The organism is Anaerozeibacter quisquiliarum, from assembly GCF_051162045.1.
In the GTDB taxonomy this organism is placed as follows: domain Bacteria; phylum Bacillota; class Clostridia; order Christensenellales; family Aristaeellaceae; genus Anaerozeibacter; species Anaerozeibacter quisquiliarum.
Genome location: NZ_JBISDI010000013.1, coordinates 81796 through 97664, shown reverse-complemented (window position 1 = coordinate 97664; position 15869 = coordinate 81796). Strand labels below are relative to the sequence as shown.

Annotated in this window: 21 protein-coding genes, 1 tRNA gene and 1 pseudogene; 5 read left to right on the top strand and 18 right to left on the bottom strand. The window is 57.4% G+C overall.

The genetic code is table 11. The features are described from left to right. From ACH6CV_RS07855 to ACH6CV_RS07780, 16 genes and pseudogenes are all read right to left on the bottom strand, one after another. A pseudogene (locus ACH6CV_RS07855) lies at positions 1–390 on the bottom strand (hypothetical protein); the annotation flags it as partial. Beyond that, complete coding sequence (locus tag ACH6CV_RS07850; protein WP_456357625.1) at positions 387–1739, bottom strand: ATPase, T2SS/T4P/T4SS family; 1353 nt, start codon at positions 1737–1739, stop codon at positions 387–389. The gene ACH6CV_RS07850 and the pseudogene ACH6CV_RS07855, both read right to left, overlap by 4 nt. Then, positions 1736–2551, bottom strand: coding sequence for an AAA family ATPase (locus ACH6CV_RS07845; RefSeq protein ID WP_456357624.1), 816 nt, complete (start codon positions 2549–2551; stop codon positions 1736–1738). Before ACH6CV_RS07845 ends, ACH6CV_RS07850 begins: the two co-directional genes overlap by 4 nt. Then, positions 2552–3385 carry a Flp pilus assembly protein CpaB gene (gene cpaB / locus ACH6CV_RS07840; RefSeq protein WP_456357623.1) on the bottom strand — a complete coding sequence of 278 codons (834 nt, stop codon included), beginning with the start codon at positions 3383–3385 and terminating at the stop codon, positions 2552–2554. It abuts the gene before it with no gap. Between the two features lie 33 nt (positions 3386–3418). Then, a complete protein-coding gene (locus tag ACH6CV_RS07835; RefSeq protein ID WP_456357622.1) occupies positions 3419–3544 on the bottom strand; it encodes a hypothetical protein in 126 nt (41 codons plus the stop codon). A gap of 13 nt (positions 3545–3557) precedes the next feature. After that, the gene (locus ACH6CV_RS07830; RefSeq protein ID WP_456357621.1) at positions 3558–3980 is read right to left on the bottom strand and encodes a prepilin peptidase; all 423 of its coding nucleotides are present in this window, start codon (positions 3978–3980) and stop codon (positions 3558–3560) included. Next, a complete protein-coding gene (locus ACH6CV_RS07825) occupies positions 3970–4200 on the bottom strand; it encodes a DUF6133 family protein (protein ID WP_456357620.1) in 231 nt (76 codons plus the stop codon). The genes ACH6CV_RS07830 and ACH6CV_RS07825 overlap by 11 nt, the downstream gene beginning before the upstream one ends. A gap of 42 nt (positions 4201–4242) precedes the next feature. Continuing rightward, on the bottom strand, positions 4243–4584 hold the full coding sequence (locus tag ACH6CV_RS07820) for a SpoVG family protein (protein WP_456357619.1): 342 nt from the start codon (positions 4582–4584) through the stop codon (positions 4243–4245). A 45-nt stretch (positions 4585–4629) separates the two neighbouring features. After that, positions 4630–5178: a YodL domain-containing protein gene (locus ACH6CV_RS07815; protein ID WP_013273718.1), complete on the bottom strand. Its 549-nt coding sequence runs from the start codon at positions 5176–5178 to the stop codon at positions 4630–4632. 13 nt (positions 5179–5191) lie between these two features. Beyond that, positions 5192–5752 carry a hypothetical protein gene (locus tag ACH6CV_RS07810; RefSeq protein WP_013273717.1) on the bottom strand — a complete coding sequence of 187 codons (561 nt, stop codon included), beginning with the start codon at positions 5750–5752 and terminating at the stop codon, positions 5192–5194. Between the two features lie 3 nt (positions 5753–5755). Then, a complete protein-coding gene (locus tag ACH6CV_RS07805) occupies positions 5756–6040 on the bottom strand; it encodes a division/cell wall cluster transcriptional repressor MraZ (protein WP_013273716.1) in 285 nt (94 codons plus the stop codon). After that, positions 6033–6461, bottom strand: coding sequence for a hypothetical protein (locus ACH6CV_RS07800; protein WP_456357618.1), 429 nt, complete (start codon positions 6459–6461; stop codon positions 6033–6035). Before ACH6CV_RS07800 ends, ACH6CV_RS07805 begins: the two co-directional genes overlap by 8 nt. 14 nt (positions 6462–6475) lie before the next feature. Beyond that, positions 6476–7420, bottom strand: coding sequence for a DNA adenine methylase (locus ACH6CV_RS07795; RefSeq protein ID WP_456357617.1), 945 nt, complete (start codon positions 7418–7420; stop codon positions 6476–6478). A gap of 62 nt (positions 7421–7482) precedes the next feature. After that, a complete protein-coding gene (locus ACH6CV_RS07790; protein WP_456357616.1) occupies positions 7483–8073 on the bottom strand; it encodes a DUF1281 family ferredoxin-like fold protein in 591 nt (196 codons plus the stop codon). Next, positions 8073–8591, bottom strand: coding sequence for a hypothetical protein (locus ACH6CV_RS07785; RefSeq protein WP_013273712.1), 519 nt, complete (start codon positions 8589–8591; stop codon positions 8073–8075). The genes ACH6CV_RS07790 and ACH6CV_RS07785 overlap by 1 nt, the downstream gene beginning before the upstream one ends. Before the next feature lie 281 nt (positions 8592–8872). Then, positions 8873–8949 (bottom strand) — tRNA-Arg (locus tag ACH6CV_RS07780). Positions 8950–9179: 230 nt separating this feature from the next. On the opposite strand from ACH6CV_RS07780, the gene ACH6CV_RS07775 reads away from it, so the two are divergent. The 4 genes from ACH6CV_RS07775 (at position 9180) to ACH6CV_RS07760 (ending at position 12527) form a co-directional block, all read left to right on the top strand. Next, positions 9180–10103, top strand: coding sequence for an ROK family protein (locus ACH6CV_RS07775; RefSeq protein ID WP_456357615.1), 924 nt, complete (start codon positions 9180–9182; stop codon positions 10101–10103). Next, positions 10100–10906, top strand: coding sequence for a site-2 protease family protein (locus tag ACH6CV_RS07770; RefSeq protein ID WP_456357614.1), 807 nt, complete (start codon positions 10100–10102; stop codon positions 10904–10906). The genes ACH6CV_RS07775 and ACH6CV_RS07770 overlap by 4 nt, the downstream gene beginning before the upstream one ends. A 9-nt stretch (positions 10907–10915) precedes the next feature. Continuing rightward, positions 10916–11635 (top strand): segregation and condensation protein A, encoded by a 720-nt coding sequence (locus ACH6CV_RS07765; RefSeq protein ID WP_456357613.1) that lies wholly within the window; start codon positions 10916–10918, stop codon positions 11633–11635. Positions 11636–11888: 253 nt separating this feature from the next. Continuing rightward, positions 11889–12527, top strand: a complete 639-nt coding sequence (locus ACH6CV_RS07760) for an SGNH/GDSL hydrolase family protein (RefSeq protein ID WP_456357612.1) — start codon at positions 11889–11891, stop codon at positions 12525–12527. A 136-nt stretch (positions 12528–12663) separates the two neighbouring features. Here ACH6CV_RS07760 and ACH6CV_RS07755 read toward each other — a convergent pair whose 3' ends face one another. Both ACH6CV_RS07755 and ACH6CV_RS07750 read right to left on the bottom strand, forming a co-directional pair. Then, positions 12664–14247, bottom strand: coding sequence for an ABC-F family ATP-binding cassette domain-containing protein (locus ACH6CV_RS07755; RefSeq protein ID WP_456357611.1), 1584 nt, complete (start codon positions 14245–14247; stop codon positions 12664–12666). Between the two features lie 75 nt (positions 14248–14322). After that, positions 14323–15225 carry a tocopherol cyclase family protein gene (locus ACH6CV_RS07750; RefSeq protein WP_456357610.1) on the bottom strand — a complete coding sequence of 301 codons (903 nt, stop codon included), beginning with the start codon at positions 15223–15225 and terminating at the stop codon, positions 14323–14325. A gap of 138 nt (positions 15226–15363) precedes the next feature. Here ACH6CV_RS07750 and ACH6CV_RS07745 point away from each other — a divergent pair, with 138 nt between their 5' ends. After that, positions 15364–15825, top strand: coding sequence for a YbhB/YbcL family Raf kinase inhibitor-like protein (locus ACH6CV_RS07745; protein WP_456357609.1), 462 nt, complete (start codon positions 15364–15366; stop codon positions 15823–15825). Positions 15826–15869 lie beyond the last annotated feature (44 nt).

Genomic DNA, 15869 nt, shown 5'->3' with positions numbered 1-15869 from the left:
GTCTTTTTTGAAATGGCTGGCGGTGAGTTGCACATACCAAAAGGGCAGCATCATAAAGCCCACCGCCATCACCGGTGCTAAAAAGAAATTGCCCATCACAATGGCGATAGCGGCACCGATGGCAAACAGCACCAGAGAGCAGGCGCAAACCAGAGAGAACCGATTGCTCCTGCCGGTCATGGCCAGCACCTCCTGCGCCATCTGGATTTGCCGTTTCAGAAATCCCGGTTTTTGGCGGCGCTGTGCCGCCTTGATTTCATCCCTAATGGACTTCTTTTCTCTGGTGAGAAAGGAAAACAGCCCATCGGTGAATTCCATCGGCTTTAGGCCGAGTAAAAGAAAAAAGCCTGTAATCATACCGATACAGGCCAGAAGTTGAATGGTTGTCATACGGCTATTTGCCCTCCTTTCTTCAGAAGATTGATGCGTTCCTGCGGCATTCCGTTTTCCAGCAGCCGTTTGCACAGGCTGTCGGAGATGGGATTCTCCGTTACATGGTGTCCGGTAATGAAAAACTGGTTGTCCTCATAGCGGTTTTCAGTAATCTCATACCGGAACAGGGTACGGTAATTACGGCTGTTATCCGGCAGAATTTCACATTCCATGATTTCCATAAGCCGCCTTTGTTTATTTTCCAGCTGCTTGCAGAATACCACAATGGGATAGGCCTCCGTCACATAGCCCATCAGGGTTTCATCCGACATATCCACGGCTCGCTTGCACAGAGAAACCATGCGGCGGTAGGTGGATTCGCAGGAGTTGGAGTGGATGGTGGTCACTACTGCCACACCGGTTCGGGCGACCTCTTGAGCGGCGTTAGCCTCCTCACCACGCATCTCGCCGACCACAACAATATCCGGGTTGAAGCGCAGGGAGATGTCCACAAGGTCGATCTGCTCGATGCGGTACAGTTCGTTCTCGCTGTTGCGGGTGAGGGTATGCACCACGGAATTGGTGACCCTGCCATCCTGTTCCCGGATAAGGGAAAGCTCCCGGCTGCCGTTTTCAATGGTGAAAATGCGCTTGTTATCGGGGATGGTGGTTAAGAGCCAACCTGCCACCGTGGTCTTACCGCTGCTGGTAGCTCCGGCAATGCACACCGAAATGCCATAGCGGATGAACTCCGAGAGCAAATCCAGCATTTGGGCGGTAGCCGTGCCGCCGTCTATAAAATCTTCCTTTTCCATGTGGTTGGGATTGACGATACGGATGGAGGCGGCAGCGCCGACATTGGCATCCACAATGGGGCTTTTCATGACGGCAATTCGGATATTTTCTGCAAGAGTGCCGACCACCAGCGGGGACTGATCATCCAGAATCGTGCCGGACACATGGAGCATCCGGCGCAGCACGTTGATGCAGTGTTCAGGACTGTCAAAGTGTTCCGTGAGCTTTTCGCAGCGCCCACCGGCGTACTGGATTTCAATATCCCGCCAGCTGTTGATGTCAATTTCTTCGATGCCGTCCGCAAAGATGTACTTGGTGAGAAAGGAATACTCGGCCATTTCCGTATACAGGGCATCCACCAGCTGCTGCTGTGTCATGCCTTTGACAGCCACACGGCTGTCCTGCACAAATTTGGCGATATACCGCTTGATATTGGCCTTGGCTTCGGCGGCGTTTCCGTCCGACAGCAGCTCGCTGTGCTGACCGGCGATATATTCCTGCACCTGCTGCAGCACGCTGTGAAAATCCCCGGTTGCCTGCTCTGGAGTAAAGAATAAATTATGTCTGCTCATACGCCGAACACCTCCTCCGAGATTTTCTGTATCTCTTTTCGGAAGCCCCGGCTGTCTTTCAGGGATAAATCGGCGAACAGATTCCCGGCCAGCACCTGCGCCTCCAGCTCCGGGGAATGCGGGAGGGTAAATACAGCGCTGCCCAGCACCTGCTCCATGTTCTGGCTGGCTTCGTTGGATTTCACATTGCTGACCGCCTTGTACAGCTTGTCAAAATCAAAGCCTGCCATCCGCAGATATTCCTGCTGGCTGGACAGGTAGCTCACCGATTTGAGATCACAGTTTATGAGCCGCAGCACCGCATCGGCCTCCAGAATGGCGATGGTGGACAGCTCGTCAAAATAAATGGCGCTGCCGCAGTCGATGATGACATGGCTTTCCATATCACGCAGCACGCCCATCAACTCCCTGAGTAGCTTCTCATTCACAGGAGGATAGCAGTTCTCGTTTTCGCCCTTTTGTAGGCCGATGACCGCCAGATGGCTCATCCGCTTATGGGTGTTGCAGTTGTTTTTCACCAAGGACTCCGTGATGGAATTGGCAGCCAGAATGCTACGTAGGGAATGATCGCCCTCCAGCTCACCGGGCGGACAGATGCAGGGAAGCATTGGCGTGGTGCAGTCGCATAAAAGCAGTACCACGTTCTTTTTTCTGTCTGCCAGATATTTGGCCAGCTTCACCGCCACGGTGGTCTTGCCGCAGCCGGGACTGCCCCAAACCGCCAGCACCTGTGCGCCGTTGTCTGGTTCTATTTCCTGAGGTTCGGAATCGTTTTTGCGGCTGAACAGGCCGCCCTTTTTGAAGTTCAGCATTTACTCAGCCCCGCTTTCTTCCGGTGGTTCCGCAGGCATTTCCGGCTGACTGGCATCCTCGCTTTCCTGAGATTCTGATTTTTCCGAATATAATTTAGAAAGCACCGAATCCTGCGTTTCGGTAAACTTTGACGCATTCTCTTTGCTGCCACGGTAAACGAGGGACACATGAAGAGTTCCGTCTGCTTCCAGCTCGGCAAGGAGTTTGCTCTGCTCCGGTGTGACCAACAGCGTAACGGTGGCAGGCAGCTCCTTTTCATCCGCATCTGCCTGCTCCGAAGACGGATCGGATTTCCCATTCTGCTGGTTGGCATCATAGCCGGTTTCTGCGGTGACGGCGATGACCTCCACATACTGCAGCTCAGGCGGGATCACCGTCACGCCCTGCTTTTTGTAATCCGGGGCAACGATGGACACGATATCCCCTGAGATTAGCTTACCAGACAGCCCTGCGGCAAAGCTCTTGACCGATACGGAGATGGCCTGTTTTTCTCCGGTCAGGTTGTAGAGATAGGCGTTCTCCGCAGCAGGGGCATCGGCGATTTTGGAGGCGATGATATAATCTCCCGGCGCTAAGTCTGCGGAGGCAAATTTACCGATGACGGTATCCATCTGCCTGACTACATCCTCCGGCAGATTATAGCCGCCCACCTCCACAGTCTGCACCATGTCCTTGGTGATGGCCTCCCCAATTTGGATGGGCTGTATTACCCGCACAATCTCGGTTTTCTGGCTGATGCTTTGGTTAAAAAGCGGCGTAACCGCAAAACAAATCAGAAGCGACAGCACAATGCAGATCACACCGATAACCGTTCTATTCTTAAAAAAGCTCATGGATTCGTTCCTCCTTTGATTGATAAAAAATCATTACTGTACAGCATATTTTCTAATCTTGTGCCTGCGGATAACGTGTGGAACGCCGACAGCCACAGCTGCAAGCGGCAGCACCACGCACAACAGCTTCAGAACAGTTCTTTTATTTGATTTCTTCATATCATCCATCCTTTCACGAAATGAAATAGGCGAGCAAGCAGCCCGCCGATAAAAAAGGCGCAAGGGGGAAAGCTTTTTTTGCCTCCCGCCTTTGCACCCTGCAAACAATCCGGTATATAGCTACATAGATGAGCAGCAGGCTGAGTCCGGCCATCGCCGCAAGCAGTCCTTTCGGCAGACCCAGCACCAAGCCGCAGGCTGCCATCAGCTTGATATCGCCTCCACCAATGCCGCCAAGGAACACGGCGGCCAGCAGGAACGGCAGGGCAATCAGAATTCCCAGCAGCTTGACCGGTGTAAATCCGATTACGGAAATGCCTGCGATTCCAAGGCAGAGCCAGTTTGGAACCATGCGTTTTGTCAAGTCCGTTACCGATGCCGCACACAGCAGTAGGGTAAAAAAGACCGCCTGCACAGCGGCCAGCTTATCCGGCATAGTTGAACATATCCTTAATGCGCTGTACGAGAGTTGGCAGCACAGTTTTGTCGAAGAGCATATACAAACCGGCCAGCACCAAAGCGCCGATGACTACGGCCATCAAAATCTTAATTGCTGTATCCACGAAGCCCTCGGCGTGGTTGTTGGTGAGCGCCATTTTTGCCTTAATTGCCAGCATATTGGCCTTATGAGTTACCTTGTTCATGATTTTTTTCATGGTGTTTTACCTCCAAATTTTTTTGTTGGGTTGATAGAATTCTTACATCCCGCCCATCTGCATGGGCGGCTGGGACTGCTCCGGTGCGGTTTCCTGCGGCTGCGCCGGGACTTGATTCATGGCTACGGCCTGCTGGTAGCTGTCCAGCACCGCCTTATGGAGCTGCTCCCGGAACTCTTTGGTCACCGGGAAGCAGATTTCTTTGTAGCCGTTTTCTGTCTTACGGCTTGGCATGGAAACAAAGAGACCGTCACGGCCTCCCTCTACTACCTTGATGCCCCGGATACCGAGGCAGCCGTCCACCGTTGCCGAAGCGTAGGCACGGATGCCACCGCTGGCTCCGGGCGGGTACATGGAATTGATTTTTACTTCTACATCAGGCATGATTTCTTTCTCCTTTCGCATTTTGGCAATAAAAAAACAGCCCCTTTAGAGCTGCATGGTCTGTGTCTGTTCTGGTGGCATGAAGCCGATTTCTTGAAATCCGAAGCGGTCACAGTAGAAGAAGCTGCTGCCGTTCTCATCGTACAGCTCCAGCACATCCGACATGGACAGGGAATGCCCCGCATAGCCGGGAGGATGGTCTACATTGAATTTGGTGTACAGCGCCTCCAAATCGTTGGTTTCCACCTCTCCATCATAGACGGTTTGATAATCGGATATTTGTGGTTCTCCGAACTCCTTACAAAAATTCGCAAGGCTGATGAAGCGCATCCGGAGATCTGATTCGGGCTTTAGCTGCCATACCCGGCAGCTTTTCAGCAGCGTGAGTTCTTGAGTATCTCGCTGGCCATTGACAAGGCGGTCATACACACCGTCCGTCCACTTCACCTCGCCGATATCCTTTTGGCGGCTGAGAAAGGCATTCAGTTCCTCCGACTGAAAGAGGGGGTCAACCACCGCCTTGCCGCCGCTGACATACCCGGCAGGGTTGTTGTAGTACAGAATAATGTCTTTTTCCATCCGGATATTTCGCATGAGGTTACCTCCTTTATGTCATGGTCATGCCTCCATCCTGAGAATTCTGTTGAAGGGCTTCTATTTCTTTCTCTGTGGGATGAATGAGCTTACCATCCTGTAGCTCCAGCACACAGAAGTCATCCCGGTCGCAGAGCATGATGCGGTGCTGGTAGGTCTTCTGCATCTCCACATAATCAAGCGCCTCCTGCTCGGTGCAAAGCCATACGCCGGAAGCATAACGGCCATCGGGCAGAAAGCTGTAGCCGCTGTATTTCGGCTCATGATTCTTCAAATCCAATGCGCCCACCGGCCTGATTTGGGAGAGCTGCAGTTTGGCGCTGTCCGGCAGAAGCTCCGGCTTCAAAATGCCGATGACCTCGCTGCGGTTTTTCAGGGCAAACTCTCCGGTACGCAGGGACACCAAAAAGACAGCAGAGCCGCTGGGGTTGGCACCGGCTCCGTTTCCGCAGAGGCAGAAATACAGCTGTCGTTCAGGGTTATCGTGGCTCAACACGACAACCTTTCCCTGAATATTGCAGCCCAAGCCGGTTGCCGAACAGTCTGCTGCTGTATATGTCGATCTTCTTTCCATCCGTCAGACCTCCTTTTTCTGCTGCAGCAGGGCGGTCAGGTCGGAAATGAGGGAGAGCCTTGTATCATCCGGCATGGTCTTGAAAGCAGCACGGACATAGGCCTCCACCGCCTCCGGGGACTGGTCGCCGATTTCGATGATATCCACCTTTTGTACGCTGACCGTACCGTTTGACAAGCCGAGCCGCACAATATCGCCGTAATCCATGCCGCTGGCGGTGCGCAGCTCCTTGGGAATCAGCACCCGGCCTTTGCCGTCAATGAGTTTGTAGAGGGGCTTCTTATTCATCCTCCACACCTCCCTCCAGCACACAGCGGATGGTATCGTGGCTCATGCCGAGGCTGTCGAACAGCTCCATGAGCTGGGGCGGCAGCTGCTTTAAGGGATCGGCGCTGCCGATGATGATGGCACCGTCCTCGCAGCGGATATCCAGATTGTCATCCAGCGGAATGCCTGCCGCCTCCAAAAGCGCATGAGGCACCGACAGCTCTGCGGAATCCGGTGACTCTACGGTTTCGCCGATGTTGTCAATGCCGTCCTTGGTGAGAAAAAACTCGCCATAGCTGTTGATCTGCTTCACCGGGTGGTGGGACAGGTACGCCAGATGCACGGTATCTCCTGCAGTGACGCACATGGTTTCCAGCACACCGGGCGGCAGGATGATGCTGCCGTTATCGGCAATCCGACCTTTCGTTTCAATGATTTTCATAGTGTAAGCCTCCTTTAATTTTCTTGGTCGATCCTGTATTCCGGGGAATTGTCCTCATCCATGCTGATTCCATAATCAAATAAGTTTAACTGACATGAGGAATTTTCCCGCTCCTTGGGATCGTAGTTGGTAATGATGACCTCCGGGTATTCGCAGCCGCCCTCATACCGCTGCGCCAGATTGCTCAGGCGGGTAACAGGGGTGATGGTGTACTCCTGATACAGCCCCCGGATGAAATCGCAGTCGTTATAGCTGACCATCCATTTGCCCTTGCAGCGTGCCAGCGTATCCCGGAGCCGCTGATGGTCGGTTTTCAGGAATTCCACCGCATAGTGACCCTCGGTCATATAGTAGGGCGGATCGCAATAAAAAAAGGCATCGTCCCGGTCGTACTGCCGGATCAATGCCTCAAAGTCTTTGTTTTCCACCACGGTATCCGCAAGCCGCCTTGATGCCTGCCATATTACGGCGAACACCTTTCGAATGTCAAAGGGCTGGCAGCCGTAGGAGGTGCAGCCGCTACCGTAGCTGTAGCGGATGAGCTTGAAAAATGCTGCCGCTCTCCACACATCACTTGGTTCGGCCTGTTCCATAAGAATGGCCTTGATTTCCTCAAACTCAGGCGGCGGGAGATTCTGCTGTGCCAGATCCAGTTCTTTTCCAAGATATTCATTATCGAATTCGCCTTTCTCAAAGAACCGGCGCAATACATTGAATTCATGCCGGGAGTTGAGGGGCAGAAAGCCCAGCTCCTTGAGAAATGCCAGCGTCCTGTTTTTTACGCAGTAGAACAGGTTGGTCAGGTTGCCGTTAAAGTCGTTGTAGACCTCCATGCCCTTGCAGTCCGGCGGCCTGCCGAACAACACCCAGCCCCCACCGCCAAAGACTTCGATATATCTGCCGAAGTCCTTAGGGAAGAGCCGGTAAATGATATTGCGGAGGGCTTTCTTGCCGCCCACCCAGCTGATAAAGCTATTGATATTCCATCACCTCCCCCTAAAAAGAGAAGAGCCGATGATCACTACATTTTCAGTGACATCGACTCGTCTGGATTACAGAATTCGTATTCGCCGGTTTCCTCGTTAAGCAAATAGCCAATCTCTGAGAGGTTTAAGCCGTGAACCTCGGAGGCCAGCTCCAGTGCTTCCTTGGAACCACCGGGAGGGACATGACAGAATGTTTCCTCGCCGTTTTCGTATTCCTTTTTCCCTGTGTTGTACCCGAAGTCCTCGTCTGCCCATATGACTTCAAATTGGAGATTAGGATATTGTTTTGACAGTGCCACAATGAGCGGATCGGGATAGCTCCATGCGGTCTGAAATTTGATATGCTCCCCGTCAAATTCCTTTGGGGTATAGACAGGATCGTAGCCGTAGCTGTTCCATTTGGTTCCCCAATTGGAAATCGACCAGTCGTACCAGTTGTCTTTTCCGTACTTTTCACGCTCGGCCATACCGAGATTTCCACGAAAGATATGCTCAGGCATCGGAATGACCTTGTTGAAGTCAATGCTGCCGAGGCCGATCTTATCATCCTTGATGGCCTCAAACATTGCCCTTATCTGTTCCTGATCGCCGGATACTCTTAAAATGTTGGTTACATGATTTGGCATTACCTCATTCCTCCCATCGTCATGCCAAAGCCGAAGGATTGGCTGCCTTTCAGCTCATCCTCCGGCTTGATAAAGAAGCGGTCACTGCTATCCCAAAAGCTAAGATACAGTTCACCGTCATCCACCTTGATTTCCCGCTGCTCCATCCCCTCGCCCCAGCCATCACTAAATTGAGAAGAGAGCCATTCGGTAAGCTCCGCAAGCTCAGAGGGGGAAAGCGTGCCATGAGTTTGCACCTCGGTCACGCCCCACAGCTCGCCGTTCCATTCCTCTACGGTAGGATTGATGCTGTGTACCTTCTGACTGAGATCATCATTGAGGTAAACGGCGAGACCACGCTCACCCTCATCGGGCAGCTTTTCTTTTTCGATACGGTCAAGAATGACATCTTCGTATTCTAAAAGCTCGGAAGCATCCAGATCCTCCGACTCGTTTTCATAATCGCCCCATTCGTTTCTCCTGTAGATGTGCGGGAAGAGAGGGCTGAACAACCGCAGGGTTTTCAGTTCGTTTTTCATGGTGCATTCATCCTTTCTTTTTGATTTTGGGCGCAAAAAAAGCGGCTGTGTTTTTCAGTTACGAAGAACACAGCCGCTTCAAAATTGCCCTGTAGCGTATTGGCTTTATGAAATTGTTTACCGGACTGATTCCGGTCAAAAACAAGAAACACCCCGCTTTCTTGTTAAAAAGCAGGGTGCATCTATGAAAAACGAGGGTCTTGATTTTTTCATTCAAAACCCTCGTCAGGCCGCATAAACACTGGCTTTTTCAGCCCTGTATCTATTTTGACCTAATCTTCTGGCGTGCCTGGAGGGATTCGAACCCCCGACCTTTTGGTTCGTAGCCAAACACTCTATCCAGCTGAGCTACAGGCACACATCGCTTAGCGCCTATGTATTATATCGCGCCCGCCCTCTCGTGTCAAGGAGGAATCGCTGGATCGGCGGGGAATGCAGGTTAATTTTATCTGATCCGGCAGATATGGTCATCTGACCTTTTGGACGCAGTCAAACACTCGATCCGGCCGAGTTACGGTTAACTTTGAAATGCTCGCACGGGAGGGGCTCATGTGTTATAATGAAGGGGTATATTGGGGAGGGTTGCGCATGGGATCGGTGGTTGCGTTGGACGTGGGCGGGACGGACGTCAAGTATGCGGTGGTGGATTCTTCGGGCGCGCTTTCGCAAGAGGGCAGCTTTCCGACCCGCGCCCACGAAGGCGGCGAGGCCTTGGTTCGGCGGATGGCCGAGCGGGTGAATGAATTGCGCGCGCAGGACGCAAGCATTCGGGGCGTGGCGGTGTCCACCGCCGGGCAGGTGCTGCTCGACCACGCGACCGTCAGCTTTGCCAGCAACATACCGGGCCTGAGCGGCCTGAACCTGGGCGAGGCGCTAGGCGAGGCGACCGGCCTAAGGTGTCACGTGGAAAACGACGTGAACGCGGCGGCGCTGGGCGAGCAGTGGTTGGGCGCGGGGCGCGGGGCGCGCGCGTTAATCATGCTGACGCTGGGCACCGGCGTGGGCGGCGCGGCGATCATGGACGGTCGGCTGTTCACCGGCGCGCGGGGCTCGGCGGGCGAGTTCGGCCACATGACGCTCTATCCGGGCGGCGACCCCTGCCCCTGCGGGCAAATCGGCTGCTTTGAGCGCTACGCCTCGGCGGGCGCGCTTGAGCGCGCCACGCACGCGCTGCCCGATACGCATCCTGCGCACGGCAACCTCAGGGCGTTGTTCGACGCCTGCCGCGCGGGCGACGCGGACGCGCTTCGCGTGCTCGACCATTGGGTGGACGACTTGGCGAGGGGGCTTGCCAACCTGGTGCACGGCTTCAACCCCGACGTGATTTTGCTGGGCGGCGGGGTGTCGGCGCAGGGAGCCTATCTGTCGGAACGAGTGTATGCGCGGCTGACCGCGCGTGCGCTGCCCTCGTTTATGGAGGGCGTGCGGGTGGAGACCGCGGCGCTGCACAACAGCGCCGGGCTGCTGGGCGCGGCGCGCGCGCTGTTTGAGAAAGAGAGAATGCCATCATGATTTGGGACCTGTTCGGGGGCGGTTTTGATGCGCGGGCATTCCTGATCGACCTGCTGCTCCGCCTGCCCGCGTTCCTGCTGGCGATCTCGCTGCACGAGGCGGCGCACGCCTATGTGGCCGACCGCTGCGGCGACCCGACCGCCCGGATGCTGGGGCGGGTGACGGTCAATCCGATCAAGCACCTCGATCCGTTCGGGCTCATGATGATGGTGGTCGTCGGCGTGGGCTGGGCCAAGCCGGTGCCGGTCAACCCGCGCAATTTCCGCAAATACCGCCGCGACGACCTGCTGGTGTCGATCGCGGGCGTGACGGCCAACCTCTTGCAATTCGTGGTCGGCTGCCTCGTGATGTACGCCGTGGTGGCGGTGGCGTTGCGCCAATTGCCGGCCTTGACGGGCGGCGGCTACAGGGTGACCGTGGGCGGCGAGGACTTTCGCCTCATGGCGCGCGACGCTTTTCTGTTCGCGCCCGGGATGCACACCTACCTGATCGAGCCGGTCATGGGCATCACGGCGGGGTACGCGTTCCAGATGCTGGTGAACTACGTGGTAATCAACATCTCGCTCGCGGCGTTCAACCTGCTGCCGGTGCCGCCGCTGGACGGCTACCACGTGGTGAACGACCTGCTATTCAAGCGGGCGCTGTTCACCTCGCGCCAGATGGCGGGGCTGGGCATGGTGCTGTTGCTGGTGCTGAGCCGGACGGGCTTACTGAGCCGCGCTCTGTCGTTCGTTGTAAACCACGCCCTGGACGGCGCGGCCGTTACCGCCCACGCGCTGTTCGGCGCGCTACATATCGTATAGGAGGACGGCATGTCCTACGTGGTGTCGCTCAAACAATTTGACGGGCCGCTCGATTTGCTGCTGACGCTGATTACGCGGGCGAAGATCGACGTCGTGGAGATATTCGTGTCGCAGATCACCGAGCAGTACCTGGAATCGATGACGGGCGTGGACGACCTGGATATGGACGCGGCGAGCGAATTCTTGCAGATGGCGGCGACGCTGCTCGAGATCAAGTCGCGGGCGCTGTTGCCGACGCCGCGGGCCGAGCCCGAAGAGGGCGAGGAATCGCCCGAGCAGGCGCTGATCCGCCAGCTGACCGAGTACAAGGCGTTCAAGGAGCTGTCCAAGCGGATGCAGTCGCTCGAGGGCGAGGCGCGCGCGCTCTTGACCAAGCTGCCCGAGGAATATCCGCTGCCGCCGCCCGCATTCGAGCTGACGGGGCTGACGCTCGACGCGCTGGCGCGCGCGTTCGCGCGAGTGCTCAAGCGGCTTGAGGATACGAGCGAGGTGGCGGAGCCGCCCCGACGCGAGATTGCGCGCGACAGTTACACCGTGCAGAGCTGCATGGTGCGCATCCGGTCGCGGCTGCGCAAGGGCGAAACGCGCTTCTCGCAGCTGTTCGAGGGCGTACCCGGCAAGAGCGAGGTCATCGCGGTGTTCCTGGCGCTGCTGGAGCTGCTGAAGCTGGGCCGCGTCCGCGCGCAGCAAAAGGGCGTCTATGCGGACATTCTGCTGACGGCGGCGTGAGCGGGGGCATTCAATGTGGACGCCAAACCTTGCGTAGGGGCGCGTGTCAAGCCCGACATGGTTTACACCAACCGAAACCATTCATGCGTTCATCAGGCAAGTGAATTTTTTGCCCTGGCGTAGCCTTACGGCGCAGGCGTAGCGGCGCTGCGCCGGGGCTTTCAGGCGACGCCGGGGCGGAAAGGACGCCGCCGGCGGATGCGGGAATGGTTGAGATCGGTATAAGGCGCGATGGAACGGGAGGATGAATTTTATGCGGCGAATTTTGGTTTTTGGCGACTCCAACACCTGGGGCTACCGTCCGGACAACGCGCCGGGCGAGCCGCCCCGGCGGTACGACGACGCGGTGCGCTGGACGGGCGTGTTGGGCGCGCTGCTGGGCGATGGGTACTGCGTGCTGAACGAGGGGCTCAACGGGCGCACCACGGTGTGGGACGACCCGATCGATCCGTACCGCCGCGGTAGAGATCACATCGTGCCGCTGCTGGAGACGCATGCGCCGTTCGACCTCTTGATCGTCATGCTGGGCACCAACGACCTGAAACAGCGCTTTGGCGCGACGGCGCGCGACATCGCAGGCGGCGCGCAGGTGCTCGCGGAGATGGCGCTCGCGCGGGCGTGGGTCTTTGTTGGGAATCAGCCCCGGGTGCTGCTGATCTGTCCGCCGCCGCTCGGGTCGATCGAGCCCGACAGCAGCTTCAGCGGCGGCGGGGAAAAGTCGCGCCGGCTGGCCCCGCACTTCCGCGCCGTGGCGCGGGAGTCGGGCGTCGATTGGCTGGACGCGGGCGAGTTCGTCGCCTCGGCCGAAGCCGACGGCGTACACCTGACCCCCGAAGCCCACCGCGCGCTGGGCGAAGCCGTCGCGCGGAAGGTGAAGGAGATGCTGGGGTAGGGGATTTGGGCGGGCCCCCTGTCTCCCTCGCCGGAGGGAGCCGAGACAGCCTCTGTAGCAGGTCAGGGGGCCTGCCCTCAGGTTCGCCACCCCGGCGCTTCGCGCCACCCCTCCAAGGAAGGGAATTTCTGCTGCGTCAGCGGTTCGCCAAATACTCTTCGAAGCTCCCGCGCCGGTCGATCAGCCCGTCCGGCGTCAGTTCCATGATGCGGTTGGCGACCGTGTCCACCAATTGGTGGTCATGCGATGAGAACAGCACGGTGCCGGGAAAGTCGTTCAGGCCGTCGTTGAGCGCGGTGATGGATTCCAAATCCAAATGGTTGGTGGGCTGGTCGAGCAGCAGCACGTTCGCGCCCGACAGCATCATGCGCGACAGCATGCAGCGCACCTTCTCGCCGCCGGAGAGCACGTGCACCGGCTTGAACACGTCGTCGCCCGAGAACAGCATGCGCCCCAGGAACTGGCGCAGATAGCTCTCGTGCTGGTCGGTCGAATACTGGGCCAGCCACTCGACCAGCGGCACGTCCAGCCCCTCGAAGTAGGCGGTGTTGTCCTTGGGCAGGTAGGCCTGCGAGGTGCTGACGCCCCACTTGAAAAAACCGGCGTCCGGCTTAAGCTCCTCCATCAGGATCTTGAACAGCGCCGTGTGGGCCAGCTCGTGCTCGCCCACGAAGGCCACCTTGTCGCCCTTGTCGAGGATGAAGCTGATGTTGTTCAGCAGCGTCACACCGTTTTCCGACTTGCTCAGACCCTCGACCTTGAGGATGTCCTTGCCGGCCTCGCGGTCGGGCTTGAAGCCCACCCAGGGGTAGCGCCGGGACGAGGCGGGGAGCTCGTTGAAGGTCAGGTTTTCGAGGAGCTTGCGGCGCGAGGTGGCCTGGCGCGCCTTTGACTTGTTGGCGCTGAAGCGCGCGATGAAGGCCTGCATCTCCTTGGCCTTTTCCTCGGCCTTGCGGTTCTGGTCGCGCAGCATCTGCTGCATCAGCCGGCTGGACTCGTACCAGAAGTCGTAGTTGCCCACGTACATGCGCACCTTGCCGAAGTCGATGTCCACGATGTGGGTGCAGACGGTGTTCAGGAAATAGCGGTCGTGCGACACGATAATCACCGTGCCGTCATACTCGAGCAGGAAGTTCTCGAGCCAGGTGACCGACGGATAGTCGAGGTTGTTGGTGGGCTCGTCGAGCAGGATGATGTCGGGATGCCCGAACAGCGCCTGCAAAAGCAGCACCTTGACCTTCTGCCGGCCGTCGAGCTCAGCCATATCGGTCTGATGCAGCGCGACCGGGATGCCCAAGCCCTGCAGCATCTTCGACGCGTCCGACTCGGCCTCCCAACCGTTCATCTCGGCGAACTCGCCCTCGAGCTCGGCCGCGCGCACGCCGTCGGCCTCGTCAAAGTCGCTCTTCTGATACAACGCGTCCTTTTCGCGCATCACTTCATACAGGCGCGCGTTGCCGATCAGCACCGCGTCCATCACAGTCAGGGCGTCGTATTTGTTCTGATCCTGCTTGAGCACCGACATGCGCACGTTTTGCTTGACGTATATGCTGCCGGTGGTGGGGGCGAGCTCGCCCGAAAGCAGCCTCAAAAACGTGGACTTGCCCGCGCCGTTCGCACCGATCACGCCGTAGCAGTTGCCTTGGGTGAAGCTCAAGTCTGCGCCCGCAAACAGCCGGCTCGCGCCGAAGCTCAGGCTGACATTGTCGACGGTAATCATGGGTGTTGGTTCTCCTTATCGCTGAATCACCCCACAGTATAGCGCATTTGATCCCCCGATGAAAGGCGATTCGTGTTATATAGATTGTGCGCGCTCAAACCCCGCGCACCGGCCCGGCGCGTCCAGCAGCGTGCGACCGTCGAGACTCAGCAGCGCATGCGCCCTGCAGCTTGGGTATTCGGTGATCGTGCGGTCCATGCGCCCGAGCACCGGCGCGCGCAGCGCGCCGCCCCGGTCGTAGTCGACCGCAAGCTCTAGCCGGTAGCCGTCCTGGATCAGCGCGATCTCACAGCGGCCGGGCATGTCGACGCTGCGCTGGACGCGCGCGCCGCGGTAGGTGGCTACGCGGTGCTGACGCCCGTCCACGCGGCACACGGCGATGATGCCGGTGAAGTGAAGCCCGAGCATCGGAATCTCGGCCACCGCCAGCATCAGCGAGTCGCCGGGCCGGCCCTCGAAGTCGTGGCATTCGAACCAGGTCCAGTCGCGCGGGAACGAGCGGCCCCAGTCCATCTCGAGGTAGCCGCTGCCGCCGTCGAAACGGTGGACCGCGCCGCCCAGCTCGACATAACCGTCCACCGGGTGCTTCAGGCTGATCACGCTGTGATTGCACTCCATGAACGGCACGAAGCGGAACGGCCCCATGATGTCGCCGCCGGAAAGCTTCGTCATCGCCCCGTAGGTGAGCTCCGCGCGCAGGCCGGGCAGCGCGAGCGACACGCCCCGGTCGTCAAACCGGTTGGCCCCCACCTCGACCGACAGCCGATCGGCCCGCGCGTGAAACGCCTTACAAGGGAACGCATGGAACGCCGCGCCTTCGTTCGAGATCACCTGCACGAACGCCTTGCGCCCGCCCGCGCCGTCCGACGCCAATCCCGGGATCACCGCCAGCACCCGATCGCCGATCCGGTGCTTGAAATACCAGCCCTCAAACGACGCCCGCCGTCCGTCCTGCCCGCCGCCGTGATACATGCGCATGTGCTGCCCCCCCTTGCATTTGTTTTAGTATGGATCGCGCGGGCGGAATTATTTTGTAGAAGCCTTCGTGTTTTTGTGCTATACTATGCGGAAAATGGAAATCCGGCGGGCGGATTGCCAAATAAAGGGGCGAACAACATGAACGAGCTCGTTGTGAAAACTCCGGCCTTTGAAAACGAAGGCCTGATACCCAAGGAATATACGGGATACGGCGAGGATATATCGCCTGAATTGCGCTTGACCAATATAGACGAACGCGCAAAGTCCATCGCCATCATCATGGACGATATGGGGCATCCCGTGCCCGCGTACAATCACTGGATTATATGGAACATCCCTGTCATGCCCATAATACCGGCACGTATACCGCACGGTAAAACGGTTGAAACGTTGTCAGGCGCCGTACAGGGACGAGGGTATGGCAAGCACCGGTACAGGGGGCCAAAGCCACCGTTTGGCTGGTCGCACAGATATCGGTTTCATGTGTTTACAATGGATTGTGTGTTGGATCTGCCAAGCACTTCGAAAAAGCGCGCTCTGCTTAAAGCAATGGATGGGCACATACTCCAACAAGCGGAGTTAATTGGTCATTACAAATAAATGCTTCATGCGATTTGGCTTTCTCCTATGTAACCAAGGGGCAT